At 60.9% G+C, this 22,619-nt stretch carries 12 protein-coding genes; 3 read left to right on the top strand and 9 right to left on the bottom strand.

Going from position 1 to position 22,619, the window contains the following annotated elements:
* Positions 1 to 38 precede the first annotated feature (38 nt).
* From WC421_03960 to WC421_03990, 7 genes are read right to left on the bottom strand one after another with little or no spacing between them, the layout of a single operon-like run.
* Complete coding sequence (locus tag WC421_03960; GenBank protein ID MFA5161381.1) at positions 39 to 1,118, bottom strand: ABC transporter permease; 1,080 nt, start codon at positions 1,116 to 1,118, stop codon at positions 39 to 41.
* Positions 1,115 to 2,194, bottom strand: coding sequence for an ABC transporter permease (locus tag WC421_03965; GenBank protein ID MFA5161382.1), 1,080 nt, complete (start codon positions 2,192 to 2,194; stop codon positions 1,115 to 1,117). Before WC421_03965 ends, WC421_03960 begins: the two co-directional genes overlap by 4 nt.
* Positions 2,184 to 3,086, bottom strand: coding sequence for an ABC transporter ATP-binding protein (locus WC421_03970; GenBank protein MFA5161383.1), 903 nt, complete (start codon positions 3,084 to 3,086; stop codon positions 2,184 to 2,186). The genes WC421_03965 and WC421_03970 overlap by 11 nt, the downstream gene beginning before the upstream one ends.
* A complete protein-coding gene (locus WC421_03975) occupies positions 3,083 to 3,805 on the bottom strand; it encodes an ABC transporter ATP-binding protein (protein ID MFA5161384.1) in 723 nt (240 codons plus the stop codon). The genes WC421_03970 and WC421_03975 overlap by 4 nt, the downstream gene beginning before the upstream one ends.
* A gap of 1 nt (position 3,806) precedes the next feature.
* A complete protein-coding gene (locus tag WC421_03980; protein MFA5161385.1) occupies positions 3,807 to 4,532 on the bottom strand; it encodes an efflux RND transporter periplasmic adaptor subunit in 726 nt (241 codons plus the stop codon).
* Between the two features lie 2 nt (positions 4,533 to 4,534).
* A complete protein-coding gene (locus tag WC421_03985) occupies positions 4,535 to 5,863 on the bottom strand; it encodes a TolC family protein (protein MFA5161386.1) in 1,329 nt (442 codons plus the stop codon).
* 9 nt (positions 5,864 to 5,872) lie between these two features.
* Positions 5,873 to 9,205 carry a hypothetical protein gene (locus WC421_03990; GenBank protein ID MFA5161387.1) on the bottom strand — a complete coding sequence of 1,111 codons (3,333 nt, stop codon included), beginning with the start codon at positions 9,203 to 9,205 and terminating at the stop codon, positions 5,873 to 5,875.
* A gap of 146 nt (positions 9,206 to 9,351) precedes the next feature.
* On the opposite strand from WC421_03990, the gene WC421_03995 reads away from it, so the two are divergent.
* From WC421_03995 to WC421_04005, 3 genes are read left to right on the top strand one after another with little or no spacing between them, the layout of a single operon-like run.
* On the top strand, positions 9,352 to 10,242 hold the full coding sequence (locus WC421_03995) for a DUF3800 domain-containing protein (GenBank protein MFA5161388.1): 891 nt from the start codon (positions 9,352 to 9,354) through the stop codon (positions 10,240 to 10,242).
* The gene (locus WC421_04000) at positions 10,239 to 10,868 is read left to right on the top strand and encodes a biotin--[acetyl-CoA-carboxylase] ligase (protein ID MFA5161389.1); all 630 of its coding nucleotides are present in this window, start codon (positions 10,239 to 10,241) and stop codon (positions 10,866 to 10,868) included. The genes WC421_03995 and WC421_04000 overlap by 4 nt, the downstream gene beginning before the upstream one ends.
* Positions 10,835 to 11,698, top strand: coding sequence for a 4Fe-4S double cluster binding domain-containing protein (locus WC421_04005; GenBank protein ID MFA5161390.1), 864 nt, complete (start codon positions 10,835 to 10,837; stop codon positions 11,696 to 11,698). Before WC421_04000 ends, WC421_04005 begins: the two co-directional genes overlap by 34 nt.
* Here WC421_04005 and WC421_04010 read toward each other — a convergent pair.
* Both WC421_04010 and WC421_04015 read right to left on the bottom strand, forming a co-directional pair.
* On the bottom strand, positions 11,682 to 12,041 hold the full coding sequence (locus tag WC421_04010; GenBank protein ID MFA5161391.1) for a response regulator: 360 nt from the start codon (positions 12,039 to 12,041) through the stop codon (positions 11,682 to 11,684). The genes WC421_04005 and WC421_04010 overlap by 17 nt on opposite strands.
* A 513-nt stretch (positions 12,042 to 12,554) precedes the next feature.
* Positions 12,555 to 22,619: tail fiber domain-containing protein (locus tag WC421_04015; protein ID MFA5161392.1), on the bottom strand; the 10,065-nt coding region annotated here is incomplete at its 5' end.

The raw sequence follows: 22,619 nt of genomic DNA on the forward strand, positions 1-22,619 counted from the left end.
TAAGTTTACCGCCTCAAACCGGCGGGCGCAACAGGAATCTATAACGTTGATTTGAAGCGGCGGCGCGCGGCCCAGGCCGCCGCCGCGCCCATTACGGCAAGCGCGCCCAGATAACGCAGGAACAGCCCCCAGTCGCCGCCTTTGAGCAGGATGTTGCGCGCCAGCGCGGCGAAATACATCAGCGGGTCCAGATACGCCGCCCAGCGCGCCGCGGGCGGGATATTTTCCACCGGAAACATTATGCCAGACAGCAGCATCGCCGGGAAAAGGAACATGAAGCCCCCCATCATCGCCTGCTGCTGCGTGGCGGCGAAAGTGGAAATCAGCGCGCCGATGTTGACGGTAACAAACACGAAAGCCAGCCCCGCCAGCGCCATTTGAATCGCGGGGCCGCGCAGCGGCACCCCGAATATGGCATACGCGGCGGCCATTATAAGCGGCACCTCAATGAACCCCAGCAAAATATAGGGGACGGTCTTGCCCGCTATTATTTCCGACGGCGACACAGGGGCCGACAGCAGGGTCTCCATAGTGCCGCTTTCGCGCTCGCGCGCGACGGCCATGCTGGTTACAATCACGGTGATGAGGCACAGTATCATGCTCATCACCCCCGGCACCATAAAAAGCGCGGATTCCATCGCGGGGTTGTAAAGCACCCGTATGTCCAGAGACGGCGGCGGGCCCGGCGGCATTTCGCGGGACACAACCGCTTTGACATACCGCTCCACCTCCCGCGCGCGCACCGGGTTGGAGGCGTCAACCAGAAGCTGCATTTTCGCGCCGCCGCGCGCCGCCGCGCGGGCCGGACCGCCCGGCGGCATCACCAGAACGGCTTCCGCCCCGCCGCTTTCAACAAGCCGGGCGTAGTCCCCGTCCGGCGCGTCTTTTGCCGGCGCGAACCAGCCGGAGGCCCCGGCGCGCTCCTCCAGGCGGGCGGCCAGCCTGTCGCCCGGACTGCGCGCGATCAGCAGCCTGATATTTTTAGCCTCGCTTGAAAGCGCAAATCCGAACACCGCAAGCTGCACCACCGGCACCAGAAAAATAAGCGCGCGCATTCTTTTGTCGCGCAGCGACTGGCGCAGCTCCTTGATTATAAAGCCGCGCAGGACTTTACTCATGGCTCCACATCCGTCTTGAATTTCAGGGTGGCCAGGGTTATGAGAACCGCGTCAAGCGCGGCCAGAGCGCAGAGCGGGCCGGCAGCCCCGGCAAGCCCGCCGCCCTTGAGGAAAATCCCCCTGCTTATCTCCATGAACCAGCGCGGCGGCAGAATTGCCGTCAGATATTTGAAAAAAAGCGGCATGTTCTCCACCGGAAAAATGAAACCCGACAGCAGGAAAGCCGGCAGCAGGCCAGATACCATCGCAAACTGCATCGCTATCTGCTGCTGGCGGGTAAGCACCGAAATCAGCAGTCCCTGCGCCAGCGCCGCCGTTACAAACATCGCGCAGGCCAGCCAGTAAACCGCCATATCGCCCGCCGCCGGGACGGAAAACACCAGCCGCCCCGCCGCATACACCGCCGCCGCGCCCGCAAGCCCCAGCAGAAAATAAGGGGCCAGTTTCCCCGCCACAATCTCAGACGGGCGCGCGGGGGTGGAAAGCAGCAGTTCCATGGAGCCGCGCTCCCATTCCCGCGCCACCGTCAGCGCGGTAAGCAGCACCGACAGCACCCCGATTATCACCACCGCCAGCCCCGGCACCACGAACCAGCGGCTGTTGAATTCCGGGTTGAACATGAACCGCGTCCGAATCTGCGGCGCGCCCTCCGGCGCGGTGGAGGCGGCCTCCGTGATTTGCGCGATATAACCCAGCGCCGCGCCGGCGCGCGCGTTGTCGGAGCCATCCACCAGCATCTGCGCCCCGCCGCCCCGCCGCCCGAAACGTTCGTTGATTACAAGCGAGCAGACCGCCTCCCCCGAATCCAGCGGCTGCACGGGCGAGGCCCCGCTTTCCGGCTCAATCCGCGCGAAATAGCCGGAGGAGGTGAATTTTTGCGCGAAATCGCGCGAGAGGCGCGAATTATCCCTGTCCCGCACCGAAAGCGGAATCCTGTCGTAATTGAGGTCTATCACAAACCCGAAAAAAAGCAGCAGCACCAGCGGCAGCCCCAGCGCCAGCGCGAGGGTGAACGGGTCCCGCAGCAGATGCTTGAATTCCTTTGCGGCGATGGCGCGGGCGCGCTCAATCCTCATGGGCCACCTTCAGGAAAACATCTTCCAGCGACGGCTCTATCCGGCGCGAGCGCATTTCCGGGCGGGCTTTGGCGAATTTTTCCCAGGCCGCGCCGTCGCGCGCCTCCACATGCCAGAACAGCCCGAAAGGCACAACCGGCCCCGCGCCGCAGGATTGCAGGTCGCGCGCGAAAGCCGCCTCCCCCTCCGGCGCGGACACCTCGTAGAGCGGGGCGGGAAAATGCGCGGCCCGCAGCCCCGCCGGAGAATCCAGCGCGATGATTTGTCCCGCACGCATGAACGCGATGCGCGAGCATTGCCCCGCCTCGTCCATGTAATGCGTGGTCACGAAAACGGTTTTTTCCCGCCCGGCCAGTTCGGTTATCAGTTTCCAGAACCGCGCGCGGGACAGGGGGGAGACGCCCGCCGTCGGCTCGTCCAGAAAAACGACTTCCGGCTCGTGCAGCAGCGCGGCGCACAGCGCCATTATCTGCCTGTCGCCGCCGGGCAGCTCGCCGGCCAGCGCGGCGGGCGCGCGGTCAAAGCCCGCAAACTCCAGCAGCCGGCGCGCGCGCACGCGAATCTGCCCGTCCGAAAGCCCGCGCAGCGCGCCGGCAAAAGCCAGGTTCTCCTCCACGGTCATATCGGGGTAAAGCGTGAATTTCTGCGACATGTAGCCGATTTTACGCTTGACCTCCGCCGCCGCGGAGCGCGCGTCCGCGCCGCAGACGGTTATCCGGCCCGCCGTCGGGACCAGCAGCCCGCAAATGGCGCGTATAAGCGTGGTCTTGCCCGCGCCGTTTGCGCCCAGAAATCCGAATATCTCGCCCGCGCCGGCCTTGAAAGACACGCCGTCCACCGCCCTGAAATCCCCGAAAGCGACGGATACATTTTCAACATCAACCGTAATCATTTGCCCGCCATGAAAAGTTCCGAAAAGTCTTTCGCGCCGTAATTGTCCAGCACGGATTGCGGCGGCCCGCTTGCTATAACCGAGCCGCCGTCCAGCAGATGCGCGCGGGCGCAGCGCAGCGCCTCGTCCATATACGAGGTTGACATTATTATCGTGGCGCCTTCGGCGCAGATTCCGCGCATGAGCTGCCACAGCTCCAGCCGGCTGACGGGGTCAACGCCTATGGTAGGCTCGTCCAGCAGCAGCAGTTTGGGCGAGCGCAGCAGCACGCAGGCCAGCCCCAGCTTTTTATACATCCCGCCGGAAAGCCGGCCCGCCCTGCGCTCCGCGAAATTTTCCAGCCTTGTCAGATGAAGCAGCCGCGCGCTTTTTTCCCTGAATTCACTTTCCGGCAGGCCGTAGAGGCCCGCGAAAAATTCCAGATGCTCCATGCACGAGAGGTCGGCGTAAAGGCTCTGCTCCTGCGGGAAATAGGCGATGCCTTCGCGCATTTGCTGGAACGGAACTTCCCGCCCGCCGGAAGAATAGGCGATTGCGCCCCCGTCCGCGCGCAGCAGCCCCGCCAGCAGCCGCAGCAGAGTGGTCTTGCCCGCGCCGTTTGGGCCTATAACGCCGTGCAGCAGCCCCCCTTCAAAATCCAGCGAGACGTTTTTGAGCGCGGCGTTTTTTCCGAGCTTTTTGCTTACAGCGTCCAGCCGGACCCGCGCGGAGCCGTCCATATCACTCCGGCAGCCGGACTTCCACCGTCATGCCGGGCTTGAGCAGGTTTTCCGGGTTTTTGAACACCACTTTAACACCGAAGACAAGGCGGGTGCGTTCTTTGCGCGTCTGGACGTTTTTGGGGGTGAACTCCGCCTCGTCGTTGACGACGGCGATTTTTCCGGGAAATTCTTTTTGCCCCAGCTCCGGCAGATACCCCGTTACTTCCATGCCCGTGGAGAGTTTGGCTATCATGTCGTGCGGGACATAGACCCAGCCGTAAACCTCGCTCAAATCCGCCACGGTGGCCAGCTTGGTTCCGGGCTGCACCAGCTCGCCGTTTTCGCGGTGCTTGTAGAGCATTTTGCCGTCCACCGGAGATTTTATGACGCACCAGGAGGCGCGCAGCGCGGCGTCGTCGCTGCGGTACTTGAGCCTGTCGAAATTCTCGCGCGAAAGCGAGCCGGACTCGTGCAGCCCGACGGCGCGCTCGTAATCCTTGCGCGCGATATCCGCGGCGAGTTTGGCGTCATCGCAGTCCAGCGATACCAGCGTCCGGCCTTTTTTGACGGAGCCGCCCTCCTCCGCGCCGTAGCCGGTTATCTGGCCGGAGATGCGGGCGGAGAGGTCTATCTCGGTGGCCTCTATGGTGGCGGCGTAAAGAAAGGGTTTTTTCGCCCGGAAATTCCAGGCCAGCGCGGCGGCAGCCGCAACGGCGGCAATGACGGCGATTTTGCGTTTATCCATAATCACTCCAGGCTTGCCAGCAGCGCAAGCTCCATCAGCATCTGCGCGTCGGTCAGCGCGGTCTGGGTTTTGGCCTCCAGCTCGCGCAGGTTGGCGGCCTCCAGCTCCAGATAGGTGGAACGGCCCGCGTTGTAGGAATCATACGTCAGCCGGGCGGCCTCCTCGGCCTCCTTTGCGGCCTGGATATTGAGCCGCTGCTGCGCCTCAAGCGAGGCGAAGGCGTCCGCCGCCTCGCCGAAATCGCGCCGGATTTCGCGGACAAGCTGGAGGCGGCGCTCGTCGGCGGAGAGGGCCATGCTCTCCTGCTGCTGCGAGAGAAAACCGTTTTTGCCGCTTTCAAAAAGCGGGAATGAAACCGCCGCCCCTGCGGAATTCTGCCCGAAACTATACAGCGACGGGCCGTTGGGATATTCCAGCGCCGAGCGCGCGGACAATGTTATTTTCGGCCCCGTGTCGGCCAGCCGGCTTTGCGCCGCCGCGCGGTAAGACGAGGCCGACAGTTCCAGCGCGCGCAGGCCGGGGCTGTTGAAATCCGGTTTGGCGGCGGCGTAGCGGCGCATTTTCTCAAGCAGGCCGGCGGCGGGCTCCGCGGAGACAAGCGCGGTGGGCGGCTCTATGCCGTAATCGCGGTAATTCAGCCGCCAGTCCAGCGGCAGCGAGGGGTCGTAGCCGCACTCGTCGCCGGAGACGGCGCACAGCGCGCGCAGCGCGGCGGACAAGTCGCTGCGCGCCTGGCGCAGCTGCCTGCCGCGCTCCAGCAATTGCTGGTGGGACATCAGTTCGTCCAGCCGGGTCTTTACGCCGGCGGCGGCGTTGAGCGAGATGTCGCGGTACTGCTCCGCCGCCAGCTTGTGCTGGCCCGCCACCAGATACAGCCGCTCCAGCGAGTATTGCGCCCGGAAATAAGCCATGCGCGCGGCAAGGGCGACCTGGCGGGAGATGTTTTTTACTTCCTCTTCCTTTGCCAGCGCCAGCTTGTCGGCGCTTTCATGCGCCAGGGCGCGCGCCCCGGCGTCGTAAACTGTCCAGTAGGCGGCGGGGCCTATGGAATAATTCCAGTTGTCGCCCAGATACTGCTTTCCGACTATGGGCAGCGTCATCGCCGGAATAACGCCGGAGTATTTCAGCCAGCCTTCCATTGCAATGCGCGGATACAGCGGCGAGAGCAGCGCATTCTCCGCGCTGATGGCGGCGGCAAGCTCGGCCCGCGCGCTTTTAAGCTGATGCGACGAGGAAAACGCCGCCTCCTCGCAGCCGGAGAGCGAAAGCGAAACCGCCTGCTGCGCCCGGCAGTCGGCGCAGAGCAGAAATAACGCAATCAGAACAGTCATCGGCATACTTTAGTAAACCCAGAAGTCGCGCGGATACACAAGGACAAGCGGCTCCGTCTCGCCGCGGCCTTCAAGCCAGCGTCCGTATTTCAGCGCCATCGCCTCCGGCGCGATGGCGAAAGTTTTGGCCCCCGGCTCTTTTGACAGCGGCCTGCCCGGCAGCGGCAGCGCGCGCCCCGCCGCCAGCGGCGCGCGGCGGGAAAGTTCGGCGGGCGCGTCCGGCCTTGCGCCAAGCGAGAGCAGCGCGGTCTTGAACCGGCGCACAATTTCCGGCGAAAGTCCGTCCGCGAAATCGCAGGCGGCGGCGTAGCCGCGCGCGGACGGCGAGTCGCCGCCGCGGTAATCGCCAAAACAGTTGGACAGCGCGTAATCCGCCAGATACGGCTGCGGCGGCACCGGCTTTTCCGCGACGGAGGCGGCAAATTCCAGCGTAAGCGGGAGGTCGGGGCAGCGCTCGGCATAATAAGAGAACTTTCCGCTGGCGGGGTTTGCGCCTATTCCGTTGCTGTAGGCCAGCCCGGCGTCCCATGTTTTCATAAACAGCCCGTGCGGCCCGCCGCCGCCCAGCAGCTTAAGCGCGAGGAACCGCCACAGCTTCTCCTCGTCCGTATCCCTGTAGGACACGCCTTCGGCCCTGGTCAAAATCACGCCGGAGGAGCCGGCGGCGTTGACGAAAGCGCCGTGAACCAGCCGCCCGGCGGCGGGACTGCGTTTTCGCACATTGGAAAGGACTATATCCGCGCCCGCGGGCGCAGCCGGGCGTTCCGCGGCGGCGGGCAGTTTGGAAAGCACGGCGTCAACCGCGCGCAGCGCGGCGGCGGCATTGGCGGGCGAGCCGGCAACGGCGGCGCGCGCATTGTTGCGGTCAAGCAGTCTGCCCAGCGCGGCTTTCAACCCGCCCAGCGCGCCCTCCGGGCCGGAGCGCAGCGCGCGCAGGAATTCTCCCGCCAGGAAAGCCGTGTCGCCGCGCGCGCTTTGCGGCGGGAAGCGGCGGATATTCCACTCCAGCGATTCCAGCAGCCAGCGCGGCAGCGGCGCGCCGGGGCGCAGTTCGCCGGAGGCGGCCAGTTCCTCCAGCGCGCGCGGGGCCGCGTCATCGGCGAGCATGACGCGCAGCCGCTCCAGATGGAACAGTTCCGTAAACGGGCTGTGCAGGCTCATAAACAGCGCATCATCGCTGTGGAAAAAGCCGGAGGCGGCGTCGCGCGCCCAATGCTCTTCGGAATGGTTGAACATCCCGCGTATTTCCTGGACGGATTCGTCTATAATATCGCGCAGCCGCGCCGTGTTCCCGGCGGAGAGGTCATGGCGCAGCAGGCAGTTTTCCAGCCACGCGGCGGCGGCGGGAATTTCCTCCGCGCGCGCCGCGGAGGCGGATATCGCAATCTCCGCCCTGCCCGTGGCGGTGTTGGAGGAGACAAAAGACGACAGCGCGAATATCTCCGCCCGCCAGCGCTCTATCATGGCGGCGTAATCCAGAGTTTGACCGGAGGCGGTTTTAACGCCCGTATCCGCCAGCGCGCTTGAGAGCAGCGGCGCGCAGAGGCAATCCTCCGGCTTCAGCGCGGCGAGGTTGAAAAACAGGGTTATGTCCGTAAACGGCGTCTCGCCCACGGTGGCGGCCAGCGCGGGCGCGCCGCAGGGCAATACCGACGGGAAAACCGTTATCCCGTCGTCCAGCGTAAGCGGCGGGCTCTCCACAAAAGGCGGCCTGGGAATTGCGTCCAGTTCGCTTTCCAGGCGCAGGGTATCGCGCCGGGACTCTTCAAATTTGAGTTTTAACGGCTCTTCGCCGCGCGCGTTAAAACGGGTTTCCAGTTCCCCGCGCGCATAATCCAGCCGGGCGGCTTTATCCGCGGCGCGCCGCTCCAGCAGCCGCGAGTCCGGCTTGGAGGAGCAGCAGAACGGGATTTCGTCCAGCCCGTTTTTGGCGGCGGTCTCCCGCCAGATGTTCTGGCCGGAGTTTATGCGCCGCTCCAGAACATCTATCGCCTCAAGCTGCGCGACGGGGCGTATAAAGCCGCCGGTTTCCTCCAATGCCCGCAGATGGCGGTGCCAGCCGATGCCGCCGCCCCTGTCGCCGAATCTGGGAGGATTATCCAGAAATTTCAGCATCATCCGCCGCCGCGAGCTTAAAAGCGAGACCGCCTTTTCGCGCATCTCCCCCGCGCCGGCGCCGGACGCCATCCATTGCGCCCGCGCGGTTATCACCTCGCGCATTTCTGAAAGCATGGCCCGGCTGATATTTTCCGGCGGCAGCGCGGCGGCGTAAACCCCCGCGATATTGGAGGGCGCATCCTCGGCAAAGCCGTCCACCGCCGCCGCGCCGCAGTCGCATTTATGCGACGAGCTGTCCACCAAATCGCGGTGCAGGTAAGACGTCTCCCCCCCGGCCAGAATTTCCATGAAAAGCGAAAACGCCAGCCTCTCGCCGTAACCGGGCCGCCGCGCCGGTTTCCAGGCGAAAACCGCGTCCTGCGGCGACTGCGCGTCGCCGGAGGGATAGGGGGCTATCACCATCTCCCCGGAGGCGGCAGGCGAGAAATCCGGCATTTCCTGCGCGCCGCCGCCCGCCCCCTGCGGCAGCCAGGCGGAGAGTTTTTCCAGAAACTCGCCCGGCGGCATTTCCGGCGGCAGCGCGGCTATCAGTTCGGCGCGCGCCATATTCCTGTAGTTGGCGGCGTGGAAAGCGCGCACCAGCGCGGGGGAAAGCCCGCGCATGGCCTCCGGCGCGCCGCCGCTTTCCCGCGCCAGCGGGTGGTTCGCGCCGTAGGCCAGTTCCGCCAGCGCGCGCCACAGCGCGTAGGACGGCTTTTCCGACGCCGCCAGCATCTCGTTGTAGACCGTGCCCTTCTCCTCCAGCGCGTAGCCGGAGGAGGAGAACGCCGCGTCAACATTGTAAATCTCGCGCCGCGCCTCCTCGTCCGAGAAATCCGGTTCCAGCAACGCGGAGAAAAATCGCTCCGCCAGCCGCAGGAAGGCGTCTTTTCCGCCGGCGCAGGAAAACTGGTAATTGGTGATGTCGGGATAGGTGGCAGCGGTGTTTTCGGCCAGGCAGGCGTCAAACATCATGCTAAGCCGCTTGCCCTGCCTGCCTTTGCCCAGGACTATATGCTCCAGCGCGTGCGCCTCGCCCCCGTCGCCAGCCGGCAGCGTCTGAAAACAGATTGACAATTGCGGCAGGCAGTTAAGGCGCAGCAAATCCGCCGGCAGTCCGTTGGGATGCACAAACCGCGCGCCCACCGGCGCGCCGAGATGGTTGGTATAGACCGCGCGGACACGCCAGCCGCAAAAATCCTGATTTTCGGAGAGTCCCGAGTAATCCGCCTCAGCCGGTTTCATATTAGAACAGTCTAAAAGAAAATGGCGGGTTTGACAACCGCCGGAAAAACCGTTATACTATAACAGCGTCTGGGAGGAGTCGCCTAGCGTCTCCTAAGAAAAGCCGAACGGCTTTATCCCCAGTCGCTTTTTTTTGACCGCTTATCATGTACTTCTGCTACGTGGATGAATCCGGAACGCCGGACGACGGAACCACCAGCCACTACGTGCTGGCCGGAATCTCGCTGCCTGTTCTGGAATGGAAAAAATTTGAGCAGACAGTGAACACGCTGAAGACGAGATGGGGCATAGCCGGCGCTGAAATTCACACCGGCTGGCTGCTGCGTTCCCTTATTGAGCAGAAGCAAATCCCCGGTTTTGACGGTTTGCCACGCGCCGAACGGAAAATACGCGTTGAGATTTTCAGGAAAGAGGAAATTCTGCGTTTGCAGAAAAGCAATCCCGGACAGGTATCGCAGATAAGGAAAAATTACAGAAACACCGAACCGTATACCCATCTCACCCTGGCCGAACGCCGGGAGCTTGCCTCCCAGTTTGCCGACATAATAGGGGGATGGGGGCATATCCGCCTGTTTGCCGAATGTGTGAACAAACCATTTTTCGGAGCAAAATTTCCCGGCGTCTCTGTGGCCGAATCGGCCTTTGAACAGCTTGTTTCCAGATTTGAATGCTATCTTGATGTCACCTCTCTCGGCCAGTCCGCTGATAACATGGGCGTGCTGATTCACGACAATAACCAGACAACCGCAAAAAAACTGCGGGACCTGATGATGGAATTCCACAGGCGCGGCACATCCTGGCGGGAAATAACGCACATCATAGAAACTCCCCTGTTTGTTGACAGCCAGTTGACAAGCCTCATTCAGGCCGCGGATATTTGCGCCTATGCCCTGAGACGCTATCTGGAAAACGGCGAAGACCGGCTTTTTGACAAAATCTATTCCCGCGCCGACAAAAAAAACGAAAGAGTCGTTGGGGTGAGGCATTTCACGGACCCCGCCAAGCTATGCAACTGCAAAATATGCGTTTCAAGATGACGGCTGCGGACAAAGCCCCGCGTTTTGAACCCTCCGTGGACGGCGGGCTGCGCGGCATAGCCGCCACGGTTTATGTGGACCGCGCCCAAAGCACCCAGGATATAGCCCGCGCGCTGGCCGAAACCGGCGCGCCGCAGGGAACCCTTGTAATCGCCGGCGAGCAGTCCGGCGGCAGGGGCCGGCTGGGGCGGAACTGGCACTCCGCGCCCGGCGGGCTTTACATGAGCCTTATCCTGCGCCCCAAAGCCGCCCCGGCGGATTTGAGCGCGCTGGGCATAGCCGCGGCGGAAAGCGCGGCAAAGACGCTGAAATCGCTCTACGGCCTTAAAACGCGCGTCAAGCCGCCAAACGACGTTCTTGCGCTTGACCCGGCAAAACGCGCGTACCGGAAAATATCCGGCATACTGGCCGAGGCCCCCTGCGCCGGCGCGTCGGCTGAATGGATAGCGCTTGGCATGGGCGTCAACCTCTCAAACGCGCTGGCCCGGGAATTGGATTCGGCCACGACGGTAAAACGCATCACCGGAAAAACGCCCGCGCGCGACGAGTTTCTGAAAGCCTTCTTCTCCGATTTCTGGAACAAGTATTCGGCATGGGAATTGCAGGCGGCCTCAAGGCGGAGATAAAAGGTATCGCGCTGGACTGCGGCGCGACTTCCGCCGGCATAGCCTCCGCGGAGCCGCTTTCGGCGGAAATCCCGCGCATCGCCGGATACGTCCGCTCCGGCCTGCCGCCGGGGATGGAATATATAGCCCGCCCGCCGCGCCTTCACGCCGATATAAGGGAATGGTTCCCCCCCGCGAAATCCGCGCTGATATGCGCCTTCGGCTACGGCGGCCTGCTGCCGGAACTGCGGCTTGAAATGCCGCCGGCGGAGCTGGACGCGCGCATGAAACTGCGCGGCCACGCGCTGGACAGCCATTTTTTCAAATATAAAACCGTGAAAGCGGCGGCCTTTTCCGTTCTTGATTATCACGCGGCGGTGAAAGCCGCGCTGAGAAAAATGCTGGCCCGCGCACGGGAAAAATATCCGGGGCTTGAGGGGAAAATTTTCTGCGACACTTCCCCGGTTCTGGAAAAGGCGCTGGCGGCCAGGGCCGGGCTTGGCTGGATAGGCAGGAACACATTGCTGCTTACGCCGGAATGCGGCAGTTTTCTGGTGCTGGGAGGAATTGCGCTGTCGGCGGAACTGGAACCGGATTCCGCGCCCGGATACTCCGGCTGCGGCGATTGCAAAGCCTGCCTGGCCGCCTGCTCCAACGGCGCGTTATCGGATTACAGGCTGAACCCCGCCCTCTGCTCGTCGTGGCGGAACATCCCCCGCAAAACTCCGCTTTCGGAAAAAGACGCCCTTTTATGCGGCGACCGCGCCGACGGCTGCGATATCTGCCAGAGGGTTTGCCCCCGCAATCACAGCGCAACGGCGCGGTCTGCGATATTCAAACCGCGGTCTTGATTACCGACACCAGCTCCGACGCGGAAAACGGCTTTGTCACGAAAGACTTCACCTGCCCGAACTTGTCAAACAGCGATTTGGACTGGACAAGCGCGGTTATCACCACTATCGGTATTTTCTTTGTGGTGTCGTCCTGCGAGAGCTGGCTTGCTATCGCGTGGCCGTCCATGCAGGGCAAAATGACGTCCAGCAGAATCACGTCGGGCATTGTCTCCTTTATTTTGACAACTGCGTTTCTGCCCGTTTCCTGCCCGGCGACCTCAAACCCTTCCTGGCGCAATGCGGCTTCTATGACTTCCAGCAGTTCCGGCGAATCCTCAACTATGAAAACTTTTTTACCCATGCGCAAATTTTACCTTCTCTGAAACGGGCAAGTCAACACAAACCGCGCGCGGCGGATGAACGGCAACGGCAAACGGCGGTTTATCCACAGATTGATCACAGATTTTCACAGATTATCCAGACTCTTTCCCTTACCCCGGAAATTGCAGTTGGTTGCGAGAACCGAGGCGGCAGCTGGCGCGGACAGTCCGACGCAGAATTTGACGAGCATACCCGCAGGGTATGTAAGGAAAATTATGCACAGGAATGTCCCGCCAGCCACCGCCGAATTCCGCAATCCAACTGCAATTTCCGGGTTACCTGAATGTTTCAGTTGGCTTGCGGAATTCGCCAAAAAATCGCTTCATATTTGCTTCTAAAATTTTCCTTACAGGCCAACAGGCCTGCTCGGAAAATTTTATGCGCAAAATTGCGCATAACTCAAAATCTGTGATCAATCTGTGGATAAAAACTCCCCGCCGTAAAGCGGTCCCGTCTTTAACAGCTTTTATCACGGATTACCAGCCTGTGGAAGCTATTTCCCCTGCTTGTCCTCAAGGGCTTTAAGCCGGTTGGTCAGCGCCCGGATAGCCTCGGCCTGCGCCGCGTTCTCCGCCCGGAGGGCCTTCATTTCCTCATCCTGCCTGTCGCTGGCGGCCTTGAGTTCCTTGACCGACTCTATCATCGGGGCCGCCATGGCGTCGTATGATACCACCTTAAATCCCTCGCGCGTCGTCCGCACGGCCTCGGGCATGACTTTTTCAAGCTCCTGAGCTATAATGCCGTCGTCACGCTGTCCGTCCGATTTCCATTTGAAGCTCACGCCGCGCAGTTTGGTGATGATGTCCAACCCCTTGCTGGTGTTAATATCGGTTTTCAGCCGTTCATCCGAATTGTGATAATAGTTGTTGGCGTACACATCCCCTGTCACCGTCAGCTTCGCCGAACCGGCTCCGGCGTTGAATATGGACATTGTGTGCGCGCTGGAATCATTCCAGAAGAAGCGCCCATCGCCGCCGTAATTGTCAAATGTGAAGCTGCCATTGGAACCCGCGCCGGTCATGGTTATCTCGGCGCCTTCGTTGGAGCCGTCCTGCGCGCGCATTCTTATAGAGCCGGCCTCGGTGTAGAACGTGCCGGCCACATCCAGCCGTCCCGCCGGCGCGGTGCTGCCTATGCCGATTAAGTTGCCGGTTGTAACCGTAAGCGCCGGCACGGAGCCGGGCACGCTCAGATAGAATTTGGAGGTGTTCGGGTCCGCCACCAGGTCCCAGAAACCGTTGTAGCCACCGTCAACACTGCGCAGCGTCAGTATAGCGGGCCGGGTGGAGCCTGTGGCGACAACCGTCAAAGTTCGCAGCGCATCCCCGGGATCAGTGCCGGAGCTATAGTTGCTGCCGGGGGCCGCCGCTATTGTTGTCCCCAGCGCCCGTAAGCCGGTATCGCCGGAACTGTTGTTGAGCCATGTTGTCCCGATAACATCCAGTTTGGCTACCGGCGCCGTTGACCCTATCCCCACGCTCCCCTGCAGTACCGTCTTTGTGATGCTGGCATTGCCCAACGTCGCGCTGTTGCTGCCGTTCCCTCTGCCCGCGTAGCCGATTACGATTTCATTGGTCTCCGCGTCAGCCGCCGGCCTTGCGTCGTAGCCGAGATAAACTGAATTCGTCGGTGTCAAATTCTGACTGGTTCCCGTGCCGTAATACATGCCCGCCTGATAGCCGATAGCGGTGTTATACCCGCCTGTGGTGTTGTAGTACAGCGTCCGATAGCCAAAAGCGGCATTACCGGCGCCTGTGGTGTTGCCGTACAACGCCTGATACCCATTGGCGGTGTTATTACCGCCCGTGCTTTGGCCGGACACGCCGTACATCGCCTGATACCCGTTGGCGGTATTATTGGCGCCCGAAGTGTTGTACAAAAGCGCCTGCATACCCACAGCGGTATTGTAGTTGGCAGTATTGCTGCCAAGGGCGCTCACGCCAACCCCCGTGTTGTTGGAGCCGGTATTGAAGCCAAGCGCGGCAGCACCAACGGCGGTATTATTGTTGCCGGCACTTTCCCCGGACACGCCAAATATCGCCCCATACCCGATAGCGGTATTGTTGCCCCCGGTCGTGTTATAAAGAAGCGCGCGGTAGCCGTTGGCGGTATTGCTGTCCCCTGTGGTAGTGGCGTTGCCCGCCTGACAACCCACAAGCGTGTTGTACAAACCGTCGCTCGCATTCGCCGCCCCTGCGGCGTTGCCCAGGAACGTCCCGGCAACAGCGTTGTCGACATTCATCAGGTTGCTGATAACAGCTCTCGTAACACTGGTGTTCCCCAACGTAACGCTGTTGCTCCCGTTGCCTCTGGCGTTATAGCCGATGACTATTTCATTAGTATCCCCGTCCGCCGCGGGCCGCGTGTCGTAACCCAGATAAACCGAGTTGGCGGTGGTCTGGTTCGCGCCGCCGGCGGTTATATATCGGCCCGCATTATACCCCATCGCAACGTTGTAGTTGCCCGTGGTGTTGCTATAAAGCGCGGCGGTGCCAGTGGCGCTATTGCCAGTTCCTGTGGTGTTCCCGTAAAGCGCCTGATAACCATAAGCGGCATTGTTGCTCCCCGTGCTTTGGCCGGATACGCCCTGCATCGCATACATGCCGGTGGCGGTATTATTAGCGCCTGTGGTGTTGTAATAGAGCGCGTCGGCGCCGATGGCGGTATTCTGTGTGCCTGTGGTATTGCTGTAAAGCGCCGAATAACCATAGGCGGCATTATTGGCGCCTGTGGTATTGCCGGCAAGCGCCGCATAACCATTGGCGGTATTATAGCTGCCCGTGCTTTGGCCTGAAACGCCCAGCATCGCATACATGCCGGTGGCGGTATTGTTGCTGCCTGTGGTGTTCTCTTTAAGCGCGTTGGCGCCGATGGCGGTATTATAGTTGCCTGTGGTTTTGTACCCCGCATAATAGCCAAAAGCGGCATTATCACTGCCGGTGTTATAAAATAGCGCCCTCTCACCAAAAGCGGAATTCTGGACGCCTGCAATGTTGGTATATAGCGCCTGCAAACCAAACCCGGAATTATCGGAGCCGGTGGTATTGGCTTTCCCGGCTTCCATGCCCACAAAAGTATTACTGTCGCCCGTGGTGTTGGAATTGCCCGCCTGATAGCCGACAAACGTGCTGTAATACCCGTCGCTCAGATTTCCCGCTCCCGCGCCGTTGCCTAAAAATGTAGCGGAAGCCGCATCATAGAAGTTGATGTAGTTGGTTACCGCTATCGCCGTGCTGAATGTCTGCGCCGCCGACCACGTATGCGCGCCGGTCTGCGCGGTCGCCAATGTCGGGTTCGGGTATGTGCCGGTCAAATCGCCAGCCGCGTTTCCGGTAGGCGCAGCGCCAGTGATGGTTACATTCGTCGCTGAAGTTATCCGGCCTTTCGCATCAACCACAAGCTGCGCAACCTGCGTCCCGCTGCCGTAGCTCCCGCTGGTAACCCCGCTTGTCGCCAGCGTCGGATTCGGGTAGGTGCCGGTCAAATCCCCCGCCGCAGACCCGCCGGGCGACACATTCGTCAGCGCGGATCCATTGCCCGAGAACGCCGTAGCCGTTACCGTCCCCACAACCTGCAATGCCGTTGACGGATTGATTGTCCCTATCCCCACGCTCCCCTGCAGCACCGTCTTGGTGATGCTGGCATTGCCCAATGTTACGCTGTTGCTCCCGTTGCCTCTGGCAGCGTAGCCGATAACGATTTCATTGCTGTCGCCGTCGGCGGACGGCCTTGCATCGGTACCCAGGTAAACCGAATTGTACGAGGTCGCATTCTGACCGGTTCCCGTTCCGTAATATCGCCCGGCATTATAACCCATCGCAATGTTATTGTCAGCCGTGGTGATGTGGTAAAGTGCAGCATAACCGAAAGCCGAGTTGTTGGCACCCGTGGTATACCCGCCAAGCGCAGCCGCGCCAAATGCCGAATTGTCGCCGCCCGTGCTTTGGCCGGATACGCCAAGCATTGCCTGATACCCGTTGGCGGTATTATTGTTGCCCGTGGTGTTGAAATTGAGCGCGTTAACCCCAAAAGCCGCATTATTGACGCCTGTGGTATTGCCGGCAAGCGCCGAATAACCAGTGGCGGTGTTATAGCCGCCCGTGCTTTGGCCTGCCACGCCTAACATCGCATTTCCGCCGATGGCGGTATTATAGTTGCCGGTGGTGTAGTATACGAGCGCCTGATAGCCATACGCGCTATTATAACCGCCCGTGGTGCTATACTTAAGCGTGCTGACGCCGTTGGCGGTATTAGCTATACCCGAAGAGTTGGTGTAAAGCGCCGCATAACCGATGGCGGTATTGGCGTTACCCGTGGTGTTGCCACTACCGGCATACCTCCCGAAGAAGCTGTTGTAAGAGCCGTCGCCGCCGCTCGTATAGGAGGAACTCTGCCCGCCGCCGCCAATGGATATGTTGTGGCCGACTGCGCCGGACGGTTTGTAGCTGCTTATCAGAATATCTTCTCCACTGGTAGTGATATTCACCGCGTCGGTAAACGTCTGCGCCGCCGACCACGTATGCGCGCTGCCCTGCGCAGTCGCCAATGTCGGGTTCGGATACGTCCCCGTCAAATCACCAGCCGCTGAACCGGCAGGCGCAACGCCGCTTATCGTAACATTGGTCGCCGCCGTAACCCGCCCTTTCGCGTCAACGGTAAGCTGCGCAACCTGCGTCCCGCTGCCGTAGCTGCCGCTGGTAACCCCGCTGGTTGCCAGCGTCGGATTCGGATAAGTTCCGGTTAAATCGCCCGCTGCCGTCGTGGTGGTGTAAATGCCGTTTGTAACAGTGGCCGCGTTGCCCGTTATGCTGCCTACTATACTCTGGCTGAAGGTCTGCGCCGCGCTCCATGTATGCGCGCTGCCCTGCGCGGTCGCCAAAGTCGGGTTTGGATATGTTCCAGTCAGTTCGCCTGCCGCGCTGCCGGACGGCGGCCCGCCCACCTGGCTGCCGTTCCAGTACAGGCTGCCGCCGTTATTATACAGCGCAGCCGTCGTATTCGTCGGCACGCCCGCCGCTATCCTTATACCCGTGTTGCTGCCGGAACCCGTCACATCCAAAGCGTTCGCGGTGGGGTTCACCGTCCCTATCCCAACACTGCCATACAGCACGGTCTTTGTGATGCTGCTGTTGCCCAGCGTCGCGCTGTTGCTCCCGTTGCCTCTGGCCGTGGAGCCGATTACGATTTCATTAGTCTCCGCATCCGCCGCCGGCCTTGCGTCGTAGCCCAGATAGACTGAGTTGCTCGGCGTCGCATTCTGGCCGGTTCCCGCGCCGTAATACCGCCCGGCTTCATTGCCAACGGCGGTATTATAGGCGCCGGTGGTGTTGTTGTAAAGCGCCAAAAAACCGTTGGCGGTGTTATTGCTGCCAGTATTGGCAGAAAGCGCGCCGGAACCCGTGGCGGTATTATAGTTGCCTGCGGTATTGTAATAAAGCGCGCTCTGCCCGATGGCGGTATTCTGTTCGCCTGTGGTATTACTGTAAAGCGCCGCATAGCCATAGGCGGCATTATAGTTGGCTGTGGTATTGCCGCGAAGCGCCTGATAACCATTGGCGGTATTATAGCTGCCCGTGCTTTGGCCGGACACGCCCAGCATCGCGCTTGCGCCGATGGCGGTATTCTGGCTGCCTGTGGTGTTGTAATAAAGCGCCTGATCACCATTGGCGGTATTATTGCCGCCAGTCGTGTTGCTATAGAGCGTCTGGCTGCCGACCGCAGTGTTGTTGTCGGAACTCTGGGCCGATGCGCCGAACATCGAATAATGGCCTATGGCGGTGTTGTTTGAACCGGTAACGTTGTAATACAGCGCAGCCACGCCGACACCGATATTTCCCAGACCCGTAGTAACGCCATGCTGGGACGCATAACCAAAAGCGGTATTGAAAGCGCCCGATGTGTTGCTAATGCCGGCAGTTGCCCCGAAAAAGCTGTTGTATGACCCGGCGCTGCCGCTTGTAAAAGAGGAGTTCTGCCCGCCCCCGCCGACAAATATGTTATACCCGATGGCGCCCGTCGGCTTGAAACTGCTTATCAAAACATCCTGCCCGCTAGTGGTAACATTGACCGCGCCGGTAAACGTCTGCGACCCGCTCCAGGTATGCGCGCCGGTCTGCGTGCCGGCCAATGTCGGATTCGGATACGTCCCCGTCAAATCACCAGCCGCTGAACCGGCAGGCGCAACGCCGCTGATGGTTACATTCGTGGCCGCAGTAACCCGCCCCTTCGCGTCAACAGTAAGCTGCGCAACCTGCGTGGTGTTGCCGTAACTGCCTGAAGTTACACCGCTCGTCGCCAGTGTCGGGTTCGGATAGGTACCGGTCAGGTCGCCCGCCGCAGACCCGCCGGGCGACACATTCGTCAGCGCGGACCCGTTGCCCGAGAACGCCGTAGCCGTAACCGTCCCCACCACCTGCAATGCCGTTGACGGATTGATTGTCCCTATCCCCACGCTCCCCTGCAACACGGTCTTTGTGATACTGCTGTTGCCCAATGTTACGCTGTTGCTCCCGTTACCCCGGGCCGCATAGCCGATAACAACTTCATTGCTGCCGCCGTCCGCGGACGGTCTTGCATCGGTACCCAGGTAAACTGAATTGACCGAGGTCGCATTCTGTCCGGTTCCCGCGCCGTAATACATGCCCGCCTGGCTGCCGATAGCGATATTATTGCTGCCCGTGGTGTTGTAGAAGAGCGCTTCATAACCATCAGCCGAATTATTGGCGCCGGTGGTGTTGCCGGCAAGCGCCTGATAACCGTTGGCCGTGTTATAGCTGCCCGTGCTTTGGCCGGACACGCCCAGCATCGCATACATGCCGGTGGCGGTATTATCGCTGCCTGTGGTGTTTTGGCGAAGCGCCTGATAGCCGTTGGCGGTATTCTGCAAGCCTGTGGTGTTGTACTGAAGCGCCTGATAACCATAAGCGGCGTTATTGCCGCCCGTGGTGTTGCCGGCAAGCGCCTGATAACCATAAGCGGCATTATTGCTGCCCGTGCTTTGGCCGGACACGCCCAGCATTGCCTGATAGCCGGTGGCGGTATTCTGTGCGCCTGTGGTGTTGTAGGCAAGCGCGGCGGCGCCGCCGGCGGTATTGTTGCTGCCCGTGGTGTTGTACTGAAGCGCGTTGACGCCGTTGGCGGTATTATTTGTACCCGAAGAGTTGGTGTAAAGCGCCGAATAACCGATGGCGGTATTGAGAGCGCCCGTGGTGTTGCCCTGTCCGGCACCCTTCCCGAAAAAGCTGTTGTAAGAGCCGTCGCTGCCGCTCGTATAGGAGGAACTCTGGCCGCCCCCGCCGATGAATATGTTATAACCGGTTGCGCTGGCCGGCTTGTAGCTGCTTACCAGAATGTCTTGCCCGCTGGTGGTGATGTTTACCGCGCCCGTGAATGTCTGTGTAGCCGACCACGTATGTGCGCCGGTCTGCGTGCCGGCCAATGTCGGATTCGGATACGTCCCCGTCAAATCACCAGCCGCTGAACCGGCAGGCGCAACGCCGCTGATGGTTACATTCGTGGCCGCAGTAACCCGCCCTTTAGCGTCAACCGTAAGCTGCGCTACCTGTGTGGTGTTACCGTAGCTGCCTGAAGTTACACCACTAGTCGCCAATGTCGGATTCGGGTAGGTACCAGTGAGGTCCCCCGCCGCCGACCCGCCGGGCGACACATTCGTCAGCGCGGACCCGTTGCCCGAAAACGCCGTAGCCGTAACCGTCCCCACCACCTGCAAAGCCGTTGACGGATTGATTGTCCCTATCCCCACGCTCCCCTGCAGCACGGTCTTGGTAATGCTGCTGTTGCCCAACGTCGCGGTGTTGCTCCCGTTGCCTATGGCCGAAGCGCCAATTACGATTTCATTGGTCTCAGCATCAGCCGCAGGCCTTGCCTCGTAACCTATGTAGATCGAACTGGACGGCGTCTGGTTATGCCCCGGTCCAGCTCCGTAAAGCAGGCCGGCATTAACTCCAACAACCGTGTTATACGCTCCCGTGGTATTATATGCTGCCGCATTGACGCCCACAACCGTGTTATAGCTGCCCGTATTAGTGTAAAGCGCGGAATTGCCAATGGCAGTATTCCAATTGCCGGAACTTTGCCCGGAAACACCACGCAACGCTTCCTTGCCAACGGCGGTATTGATGATGCCCGTGGTATTGTAGTAAAGCGCCTGACTGCCAATCGCAGTATTGGAAGCTCCTGTGGTGTTGTCGTTACCGGCATCCACTCCGAAAAAGCTGTTATAGGACCCATCGCTGCCGCTCGTATAGGAGGAGCTCTGACCGCCCCCGCCGATGAATATGTTATAACCGCTGGCGCCGGAAGGCTTGTAGCTGCTCATCAGAATGTCTTGTCCGCTTGTGGTGATATTCACCGCGCCCGTGAATGTCTGCGTAGCCGACCACGTATGCGCGCCGGTCTGCGCGGTCGCTAAAGTCGGGTTGGGATAGGTCCCGGTTAAGTCACCCGCCGCAGCGCCGGAGGGTGCAACACCGCTTATAGTCATATTCGTAGCCGATGTAATGCGCCCTTTCGCATCCACCACAAGCTGCGGAACTTGTGTGGTGTTGCCATAGCTGCCTGAAGTTACACCACTGGTCGCCAGCGTCGGGTTCGGATAGGTGCCGGTTAAGTCGCCAGCCGCTGTCGTGGTCGTATAAATACCGTTCGTCACGGTCGCCGCGTTGCCGGTGATACTGCCGATTATGCTCTGTGAGAATGTCTGCGCCGCGCTCCATGTATGCGCGCTGCCTTGCGCGGTCGCTAAAGTTGGATTCGGATAGGTCCCCGTCAGTTCGCCCGCCGCGCTGCCGGACGGAGCCACCCCGCTGATGGTTACATTGGTCGCCGAAGTGATGCGCCCTTTCGCGTCAACCGTAAGCTGCGCAACCTGCGTGGTATTGCCGTAGCTCCCTGAAGTTACGCCACTGGTCGCCAGCGTCGGGTTCGGATAGGTCCCTGTAAGGTCGCCCGCTGCCGCGCCGGACGGCGGCCCGCCCACCTGACTGCCGTTCCAGTACAGGCTGCCGCCGTTATTGTACAGTGCAGCCGTCGTGTTTGTCGGCACACCCGCCGCTATCCGTACGCCAGTGTTGCTGCCGGAACCGGTTACATCCAAAGCGTTCGCCGTCGGCGCTGTCGTCCCTATCCCGACACTGCCGTACAGCACGGTCTTGGTAATGCTGCTATTGCCCAATGTTACGCTATTGCTCCCGTTACCCCGCGCCGCATACCCGATGACAATTTGATTGGTCTCTCCGTCCGCTGCTGGCCTTGCGTCAGACCCCAGATACACCGAATTGGAACCCGTCTGGTTCTGCCCGGTCCCTGTTCCGTAATACATGCCGGACGCATGGCCCAAAGCCGAGTTGTAATTACCTGTGGTGTTGTACTCAAGCGCATACATGCCCACCGCATTATTCCAACTACCCGTGGTGTTGTACTCAAGCACGGATGCGCCATTGGCGATATTGAAACGCCCAGACGTGTTGGACACCAAAGCCTGATAGCCGACGGCGGTATTGTAATTGCCTGTTGTGTTGGAACTGCCGGCATTTATCCCGAAAAAGCTGTTGTAAGAGCCGTCGTTGCCGCTCGTATAGGAAGAACTCTGCCCGCCGCCGCCAATGAATATGTTGTAACCGCTTGCGCTGGCCGGCTTGTAGCTGCTTATCAGAACGCTGTCCCCGCTTGTATTGACCCTCACCGCGCCGGTGAACGTCTGCGACCCGCTCCAGGTATGCGCGCCGGTCTGCGAAGTCGCCAATGTCGGATTCGGGTAGGTACCGGTCAAATCACCAGCCGCGCTGGTCGTCGTGTATATACCATTCGTAACCGTCGCCGCGTTGCCCGTTATGCTGCCTACGATGCTCTGGTCAAATGTCTGCGCGGCGGACCACGTATGCGCACTGCTCTGCGCGGTCGCTAAAGTCGGGTTCGGATAGGTACCCGTCAGTTCGCCCGCCGCATTGCCGGTGGGCGCCGCGCCGGTTACTGTTACATTCGTAACCGAGGTTACGCGGCCTTTCGCGTCCACCGTAACCTGCGCCACCTGCGTCCCGTTGCCGTATGTCCCGCTGGTTACCCCGCTGGTGGCCAGCGTCGGGTTCGGATACGTCCCCGTCAAATCGCCCGCTGCCGTCGTGGTGGTATAGATACCGTTGGTAACGGTAGCCGCGTTGCCGGTGATGCTGCCGATTATGCTCTGGCTGAACGTCTGCGTTGCACTCCACGTATGCGCGCTGCCTTGCGCGGTCGCCAATGTCGGGTTGGGATAGGTGCCGGTCAACTCGCCAGCAGCGTTACCGGCAGGCGCAACACCGCTGATGGTTACATTCGTAGCCGCAGTAACACGCCCTTTAGCGTCAACCGTAAGCTGCGCAACCTGCGTGGTGTTACCGTAGCTGCCGGAGGTTACCCCGCTAGTCGCCAGCGTCGGGTTCGGGTACGTGCCGGCCAGGTCCCCCGCCGCGCTGGTCGTCGTGTATATACCATTCGTAACCGTCGCCGCGTTGCCCGTGATGCTGCCTACGATGCTCTGGTCAAATGTCTGCGTAGCCGA

This window comes from Elusimicrobiales bacterium, from assembly GCA_041651175.1.
Taxonomy (GTDB): Bacteria; Elusimicrobiota; Elusimicrobia; order Elusimicrobiales; family Elusimicrobiaceae; genus JAQTYB01.

Bases quoted from the DNA above. Each gene is read 5' to 3' on its own strand.
- WC421_03960 (MFA5161381.1), bottom strand. From the start codon at position 1,118: ATGAGTAAAGTCCTGCGCGGCTTTATAATCAAGGAGCTGCGCCAGTCG.
- WC421_03965 (MFA5161382.1), bottom strand. From the start codon at position 2,194: ATGAGGATTGAGCGCGCCCGCGCCATCGCCGCAAAGGAATTCAAGCAT.
- WC421_03970 (MFA5161383.1), bottom strand. From the start codon at position 3,086: ATGATTACGGTTGATGTTGAAAATGTATCCGTCGCTTTCGGGGATTTC.
- WC421_03975 (MFA5161384.1), bottom strand. From the start codon at position 3,805: ATGGACGGCTCCGCGCGGGTCCGGCTGGACGCTGTAAGCAAAAAGCTC.
- WC421_03980 (MFA5161385.1), bottom strand. From the start codon at position 4,532: ATGGATAAACGCAAAATCGCCGTCATTGCCGCCGTTGCGGCTGCCGCC.
- WC421_03985 (MFA5161386.1), bottom strand. From the start codon at position 5,863: ATGACTGTTCTGATTGCGTTATTTCTGCTCTGCGCCGACTGCCGGGCG.
- WC421_03990 (MFA5161387.1), bottom strand. From the start codon at position 9,205: ATGAAACCGGCTGAGGCGGATTACTCGGGACTCTCCGAAAATCAGGAT.
- WC421_03995 (MFA5161388.1), top strand. From the start codon at position 9,352: ATGTACTTCTGCTACGTGGATGAATCCGGAACGCCGGACGACGGAACC.
- WC421_04000 (MFA5161389.1), top strand. From the start codon at position 10,239: ATGACGGCTGCGGACAAAGCCCCGCGTTTTGAACCCTCCGTGGACGGC.
- WC421_04005 (MFA5161390.1), top strand. From the start codon at position 10,835: ATGGGAATTGCAGGCGGCCTCAAGGCGGAGATAAAAGGTATCGCGCTG.
- WC421_04010 (MFA5161391.1), bottom strand. From the start codon at position 12,041: ATGGGTAAAAAAGTTTTCATAGTTGAGGATTCGCCGGAACTGCTGGAA.